At 67.7% G+C, this 6,718-nt stretch carries 7 protein-coding genes; all 7 read right to left on the bottom strand.

The genetic code is table 11. The features are described from left to right. Positions 1 to 720: diaminopimelate epimerase (dapF, locus tag PHC73_RS10155; RefSeq protein WP_366949852.1), on the bottom strand; the 720-nt coding region annotated here is incomplete at its 3' end. 23 nt (positions 721 to 743) lie between these two features. After that, positions 744 to 1,622, bottom strand: a complete 879-nt coding sequence (locus PHC73_RS10150; RefSeq protein WP_300127536.1) for an ATP-binding protein — start codon at positions 1,620 to 1,622, stop codon at positions 744 to 746. A gap of 54 nt (positions 1,623 to 1,676) precedes the next feature. Continuing rightward, the gene (locus PHC73_RS10145) at positions 1,677 to 2,633 is read right to left on the bottom strand and encodes a VOC family protein (RefSeq protein ID WP_300127534.1); all 957 of its coding nucleotides are present in this window, start codon (positions 2,631 to 2,633) and stop codon (positions 1,677 to 1,679) included. Between the two features lie 47 nt (positions 2,634 to 2,680). After that, entirely contained in the window at positions 2,681 to 3,607 is a 927-nt protein-coding gene (locus PHC73_RS10140; protein WP_300127531.1) for a VOC family protein, read from the bottom strand. A 58-nt stretch (positions 3,608 to 3,665) separates the two neighbouring features. Continuing rightward, positions 3,666 to 4,007, bottom strand: coding sequence for a 2Fe-2S iron-sulfur cluster-binding protein (locus PHC73_RS10135; RefSeq protein ID WP_300127528.1), 342 nt, complete (start codon positions 4,005 to 4,007; stop codon positions 3,666 to 3,668). 2 nt (positions 4,008 to 4,009) lie between these two features. Further along, a complete protein-coding gene (locus PHC73_RS10130; protein WP_300127525.1) occupies positions 4,010 to 5,599 on the bottom strand; it encodes an indolepyruvate oxidoreductase subunit beta family protein in 1,590 nt (529 codons plus the stop codon). A 15-nt stretch (positions 5,600 to 5,614) separates the two neighbouring features. Then, a partial coding sequence (locus tag PHC73_RS10125) for a thiamine pyrophosphate-dependent enzyme (protein ID WP_300127522.1) occupies positions 5,615 to 6,718 on the bottom strand: 1,104 nt, incomplete at its 5' end.

The raw sequence follows: 6,718 nt of genomic DNA, 5'->3' as shown, positions 1-6,718 counted from the left end.
GCCGCCTGGCAGGTGCAGCCGGGCCGGCGAATCGAGCAGGCCCCAGCGCACGGCGGCGACGAACGCTGCGCAGGCGCCGGAACCACAGGCCAGCGTCTCACCGGCGCCGCGCTCATACACGCGCAGGCGGCCCTGGTGCCGATCGATGACCTGCAGAAAGCCGACGTTGACGCGGCGCGGAAAGCGCGCATGGCGCTCGATGCACGGGCCGAGCGTGGCCACCGGCGCGCGGTCCACGTCCGGCACGCGCAGCACCGCGTGCGGGTTGCCGATGGCGAGCGCCGCCACGGTGACGATCTCGCCGTCGACCTCGAGCGGGTAGTCGAGGGCTTCGGCAGGCGCCTCGAACGGAATGCGCGCCGGCTCGAAGGTGGGCACACCCATGTCGACCTCCACCCGACCGTCGTCCAGCAGGCGCGGACGCACCAGGCCACCCAGCGTGTCGAAGGTGAGCGTGGTCCTGTCGCTCAGGCCCTGTGCCAGCACGAAGCGCGCCGCGCAGCGCGCGCCATTGCCGCAGTGTTCGACCTCGCCACCGTCGGCGTTGAAGATGCGGTAGGTGAAATCGGCAGCCGGCCGGCGCGGCGGCTCCAGCAGCAGCACCTGATCGCAGCCGACACCGAAGTGGCGGTCAGCCAGGCGGCGCACGTCATCGGCACTCAGCTGCACCTGCTGACGCACGCCGTCGATGACCACGAAGTCGTTGCCGAGGCCGTGCATCTTGGTAAAGCGCAGGCCCGCGATCACGCGCCATCCCCCAGCGCCAGCCGGCCGGCATAATCGCGCGCGAACTGAAACGCCGTGCGCCCGCTGCGGCTGCCGCGCGTCAGCGCCCAGCGCAGCGCCTGCTCGCGCCAGTCCTCCAGCGCCCCCCGGCAGCCGAGCTGTGCAAGCCAGTGGCGCACGATGTCGAGGTAATGGTCCTGATCGAAGGCGTGGAACGACAGCCACAGCCCGAAACGCTCGGACAGGGCGATTTTCTCCTCGACGGCCTCCGCGAAGTGGATTTCCTCGCCCACGTGACGCGTCAGGGCGTTTTCCTCTTGGTATTCCGGCAGCAGGTGGCGGCGGTTCGAGGTGGCGTAGATCAGCAGATGTGCCCGCCCGCCACTGACCGAACCGTCGAGCGCCACCTTGAGCGCCTTGTAGGCAGGCTCGTCGCTGCCAAACGACAGGTCGTCGCAGAACACGACAAAACGATACGGCAGGCCGGCGGTGGCAACGGCGATCTGCGACAGGTCGGTCAGGTGATCCTTGTCCACTTCGATCAGGCGCAAGCCGACACCGGCATACTCGGTCAGCAGTGCCTTGACCAGCGAGGACTTGCCGGTACCACGGCTGCCCCACAGCAGGGCATCGTTGGCCGGGGCGCCGGCCAGGAACTGGCGGGTATTGCGATCGAGCGCGCTCTTGGCGCGGTCGATGCCGAGCAGGTCGTCCAGACGCAGTGCCTGCGGGTGCTCGATGGCGCCGAGCGCACCCCGCCCGCCGGGCAGCGCTTGCCAACGGGCTGCCAGGGTCTGCGCCCAGTCGATGGCCGGCGGCGCGGGGGGGAGGAGGGATTCGATGCGTCCGAGCAACTGCTCGGCGCGGCTGACAAGGTGGGTGAGATCGGCTTGCATGGCGGGCCGCATTCTACCCATTCGCCGACGGTGCGGGCCGCCGGCGATAGGCCATTACAGCGACGGCTGCAGGAAGGCGGTCTGCAGGTCACGGTCGTAATACGACAAGGCCTTGCCGAGCTGTGATTCGGTCCAGCGCACCGGTTCGAATTCGGGGTGCACTTCGGTGATGCGCCCGCCGGCGCACAGTTCCAGGCGCACCCCGAACGGGTCGTGGAAGTGCAGCGAGAAGGTCTTGCCGTACGACTGGCGCGTCGGGCCGTAGATGTCGATGTTGACGCCGGCCTCGCGCAGGTACTGCCCGTCGATCAGGATGTCGTTCGGGTCTTCCTTGGTAAACGCGATGTGGTGCAAACGCCCGGCCGGCCCCGGAAAGATGGCCAGCTCCTGACCGCCAGCCTCTTTTTGCATGCGAAACAGCAGCGCCGACAGCAAGCGCTGGCCGTCGTCGCTGTCGATGCGCTCCGAAACCACGAAACCCAGCGCCTGGGTGAGGAAGTCCACCGCGGCCTTGGGGTCCGGCACCGTGATGCCGGCGTGGTTCAGGAAGAACGGGGCAGGGGTGCCGCGCAGTGCCCGCGGCGTGACCCAGTCCGGCGAATCGAAGCCGGTCATGTAGCCGATCTGCGGCAGTTCGGCGAACAGGCGCAGCGTCGGGCCGCCGGGGATGTCGAACGTGATCGACTCGCCCATGCCGGCAAGCGCACCGGCCGGGTGATTAATAACCTTCACACCCGTTTTCAACACGTTGTTTTCCAGTGCCTTCAGATCGTTGCTATCGCGCACATGAAAACCGATTTCGATCAACCGATTGTCCGGCCCCTCGTCGAGCACCAGCGAGTAGGGGAAAGCCTCGTGCCAGCAGCGCAGGTACAGGCGGTCCGGCTGGCGGTAGGTTTCGACCAGGCCCAGGGTGTCGCAATAGAAGAACTGCGCCTGACGCAGGCGCGAGTCGTGCAGCGCCAGGCGTACGTAGGCGATGCGGATGATGCCGCCGTGTTTGAGAGCCATGAATCTCCCGCCTCTTTGAGGTTTTTCAGCGTGTCGGCCGTATGAGTTCAGGTGACTTCGGCAAAAAACGTCTCCGGAACGGCGTTTTCGTAATAAAACGCCCCGCGAGGGAAGTGCTCGGCTTGCCACACCACGGGCGGCACCCAGCCTGGCGCGCCAGGCGCCAGATACGCGCCGTTGTAGAACTCGTTGCGGTTGCCGGACGGGTCGTGGAAATAGATCGTCGTGACACCCGAGATGCCATGACGGGTGATGCCGAACTCCAGCGCCGGCACGGCGTTTTCCTTCAGCAAATCCACGCCGTGGATGACCTCGGTGCGGCTGTCCATGCCGAACGCCATGTGGTGGAAGTGCCCGTCCGGTCCCGGGCCGATGGCCAGATCGTGCATGGTGTGGCCACAGGTGAGGAACGCCGCCAAGGTGTTGCCGGCGGGATCAACGACCTTTTCGGTGAGAGAAAAATCAAGCACTTCTGTAAGGAATTTGACGTCATCCTGCGGGTTCTGCGCCGAAATGAGCGTGTGATCCAGGTGCGTCACCCGCCCGCCCGGGGTGGCGTGTGGCGGCACCGGGCTCGGGTTTTCCATGCCAGTGGCGTAACCGATCTTGTCGGCGTGGAAGTACAGCAGCAGGTGCTGCCCGGACGGCAGCGGAAAGCGCACCCCCTCGCCCTGACCTTTGACACTGCCGGCAGCCACACGCGTCACCGGCAAGCCGTAGGCGGTGACCGCCACGGCGGCTTCGTCGAGGTCGGCCGGGTCGTTGACCTTGAACCCCAGGTGATCGACACCGGCCGATCGGGATGGATTCAGGATCAGGCAGTGGTGGTCCTGGTTGTCGGCGGCCTGCAGGTAAACGCGGCCCTCGGCATCGCGGTCGGTTTCGCGCAGGCCCACCACGTGCACGTAGTGCCGCACAGCGGCCTCCACGTCCATGACGTTCATGCTCGCGTACGAGAATCGGCTGACGGCCATCGTCGGCTCCTCCGTGGGGTTATGGGCGCGGGCTCTGCGGCCCGTCGATGGAGTTCGATTATCCGCCGATCAGGCGCGACAGGGGCGCCGCGTCACCCCGCTTCCAGGGATGCGCCGTGTCGACGATCAGGTCGCCGGACGGCACCGCCCGGCACAGCAAGGCGTAACACTCACTTCCCGCGCCCTCGTCCAGCCAGCGTAGCGAGGCGGGTAGGGGATAGCGCACCTCGCCTTCGACGATGCGCGCCCGGCAGGCGCCGCAGCCGCCCTGCTCGCAGGCCACGTGCAGGATCACGTTGGCCCGCCGCGCCGCCGCCAGCACTGTGTCGCCGGTGGTGCAGGTGAAGCTGATTTCGGCTTCACCGGCATGGCGCAGCGTGACCGTGACGGCGTCGCCCATCGTCAGGCGGCGACGCCCGACGCCGGTAGCGCCGCGGCCAGCCGTTCGCGCAGCAGCTTGAGCGCTGAGCCGCCCTTGCCGGCCTCGCTGGCCAGCAGCCTGAGCGCGTCGTCACCCACCGCGCCGGCGTTGCCGCCCGCGGCGGCGAGCTGCTCGAGCAGCGGCAGGCCCTGGTCAATGAAGGTCCACAGGTCAGCCAGCGCCTGGTCGCGGACACGCCCGTAGCCCTTGACCACGCGCCCGGCATCCGCCGCCAGCCGGCCGAGCGTCGCATCGCGCCCGAGCCAGTGCAGCACCGCGTCGTGCCAGCGCTTGAGCAGAGCGAGCTCTTCGTGGTGGCGCAGCGAGTGGCGGCGCAGGTGGCGCATGCCGGCCACCAGCGACAGGGTGAAATACCCCCACGGCCGGTTGCTGCGCACGCGCATCGGCATGGCGATGTGGTCGAAATCCTGCCGCCAGCGCCGGCCGCGTTCGCGCACCCAGCGGCCCAGCGGCGCCGGCAGCATGCCGTAAATCTGCGGCGGGTCCGGGGCGAGGAAATCATCCACCCAGAACGGGTCCTCGCCGCGCACGTTGTGCTCCTTGCGCATCCTGGCGAAGCGCTCGGGCCGCAGTTTGAGCTGCGCCACACGCGGGGCGTCCTCGTAGCCCATCCAGTTGGCGAGGTGCTGAGCATAAGCGGCCGTCACGGCGGTCGCGTCGTCACCGGACCGGGCCTGTTCGGCCGCCTGCACGTCGCGCACCCGTGCCAGGTAGTCGCGTACGTAAGCGCCGTCCTGGAAATCCAGCAGGCGGTAGCAGGCCTCGGCGAAGATGCGCGACAGCGCCGGTGCGGTGCCGCGCGCCTGCTCCAGCAACTGGCGATACTCGGCGCGACGACGCGGGGGCAGGGCGTCCTCGCGCTGCTGGGCGAGCTGCTGCCAATCGAGCACCTCGCTTTCCTTGAACATCGCGCGCGGCAGGGTGCCGTCGCGCATCATCGAATAGCCAAGATCAAAAGCCTTGAGGTTGTCGGCGACGTTGACCTCAGCTTCCTCGATAGCGCGCCGAAACGGCTCGGCCGGCAGGTCGAATACCTTGCTGGCGGCCACCGCGCCCAGCAGGATGGCGTTACTGGACAGCAGCGACAAACCGGCCTGCGCCACCAGTTCCTGGGCATGGAACAGGTAGCTGTCGCCGGACAGCGTCTCGGCCGCCTTGCGGATCACGCCGGACGGATAGATGCCGCCCTCGGCCGGGGTTTTCTCGAGCGTGCCGTAGTAGCGGTAGGTGTTGGCAATGATGGTGCAGTCCGGGTGCGCAAAGCCGCCCTGCAGCAGGCGGCCGAGCTCCAGAAATTCCTGCGCCAGCAGCAGATCCACATCGCCAGGCACGGCGTAGGCTGACAGGATCGGCGGTTTGTCGCCGAACGGCCGCGCCTCGGCGTAGTAAATGACCGAGCCGGCGCGCTGCGACAGGCCGAGCAGGCCGATGCTCTGCGCCTGCCAGCCGGCGTTCAGCAGGCCCTTGATCAGCCAGTCGCTGAGCACGCCACCGCCCTGGCCGCCGACGGTACCGATGAGGATGCGCGTGGCGCGATCGTGCCGAGGCATTGAATAACTCCGGAATCAGGCGGCGCGCAGCGCCGGCAGCAGGCGCGCGCTGAGGCGCTGCATGAAGCGCTCGAAGCGGCTGGCGTTGCGCACCACGGTCACCTTGTGGAACGACGGGCACAGCTGCGCGGCGTGGGCGATCTCGCCGCACACGCCGCAGCCGACGCAGGTGGTGTCGATGGCCGCCACCGGCGCGGTCTTGAGCGTGTTTGGGGAGTCCTCCAGCGTCAGCGACGGGCAGCCGTTGACGCGCATGCAGGAGTGATCACCGACGCATACTTCCTCGTCGACGCCCAGGCGCTCGATTTCCACGCGCTTGCCTTCGGCGATCGCCTTGGCGCGCATCGGCCGCACCGTGCGCTGGCGCTGCAGCTGACATTCGGCTTCCGAGATCAACACGCGCAGCTGCGGCTCGGGATCGGCCTGGATGGCCTTCAGCTTTTTCTGGAAATCACGGAAGTTATACGGATTGGCTTTTTCGATGCGCTTGACGCCCAAGGCGCGGAACGTGCGCTCGATGTTGAAATCGCCGCCGCTTTTCTCGCCGGTCAGCTGGGCGCCGGAGTTGGGGTTCTCGTGGGCGCCGGTCATGGCGGTCCACTTGTTGTCGAGCACCAGATAGGTGGCGTCCTGCTTGTTGTAGAGCCCGTTCACTACGCAGGTGTTCAGCGCCGAGTGCCACAGCGTGCCGTCGCCCACCACCGAGACGTTTTTCTGCTCGGACATGGCCGACAGCGCGGTGGCGGCGGCCAGCCCGCCGCCCATGCCCATGTTGGAGTCCGCCATGTGGAATGGCGCCAGACCCGCCATGCCGTAGCAGCCCACATCGGTGGCGTGCCAGTCCTTCTGGCCGGTCAGCATCTCGTTGATCTTCATCATGCTGAACACCGGCCGCTCCGGGCAGCCGGTGCAAAACGTCGGCGGCCGCGGCGTGACGGGCTTCGGGAACAGTGAGGCGGCGAGCTTTTGGCGATCCATGAAGCCCTGCGCCTTGGCGCGAATGGCGTCGGCCCGCTCGGGCAGCAGGCGCGCAAGGAATTCCGACAGCGCCGGCAACACGCGCTCGGGCACCAGCTCGCCCACGCCGGGAATCAGATCATGGCCGTGAAAGGGCGTCGC

Origin of the sequence: Immundisolibacter sp., assembly GCF_028696615.1 — a bacterium.
GTDB lineage: Bacteria > Pseudomonadota > Gammaproteobacteria > Immundisolibacterales > Immundisolibacteraceae > Immundisolibacter.
This window is presented reverse-complemented; position numbering and strand designations above follow the sequence as displayed.

What these genes read in the sequence shown, in the direction of transcription:
- PHC73_RS10150 (WP_300127536.1), bottom strand. Translation starts at nt 1,622, where the DNA reads ATGCAAGCCGATCTCACCCACCTTGTCAGCCGCGCCGAGCAGTTGCTC.
- PHC73_RS10135 (WP_300127528.1), bottom strand. Translation starts at nt 4,007, where the DNA reads ATGGGCGACGCCGTCACGGTCACGCTGCGCCATGCCGGTGAAGCCGAA.
- PHC73_RS10140 (WP_300127531.1), bottom strand. Translation starts at nt 3,607, where the DNA reads ATGGCCGTCAGCCGATTCTCGTACGCGAGCATGAACGTCATGGACGTG.
- PHC73_RS10130 (WP_300127525.1), bottom strand. Translation starts at nt 5,599, where the DNA reads ATGCCTCGGCACGATCGCGCCACGCGCATCCTCATCGGTACCGTCGGC.
- PHC73_RS10145 (WP_300127534.1), bottom strand. Translation starts at nt 2,633, where the DNA reads ATGGCTCTCAAACACGGCGGCATCATCCGCATCGCCTACGTACGCCTG.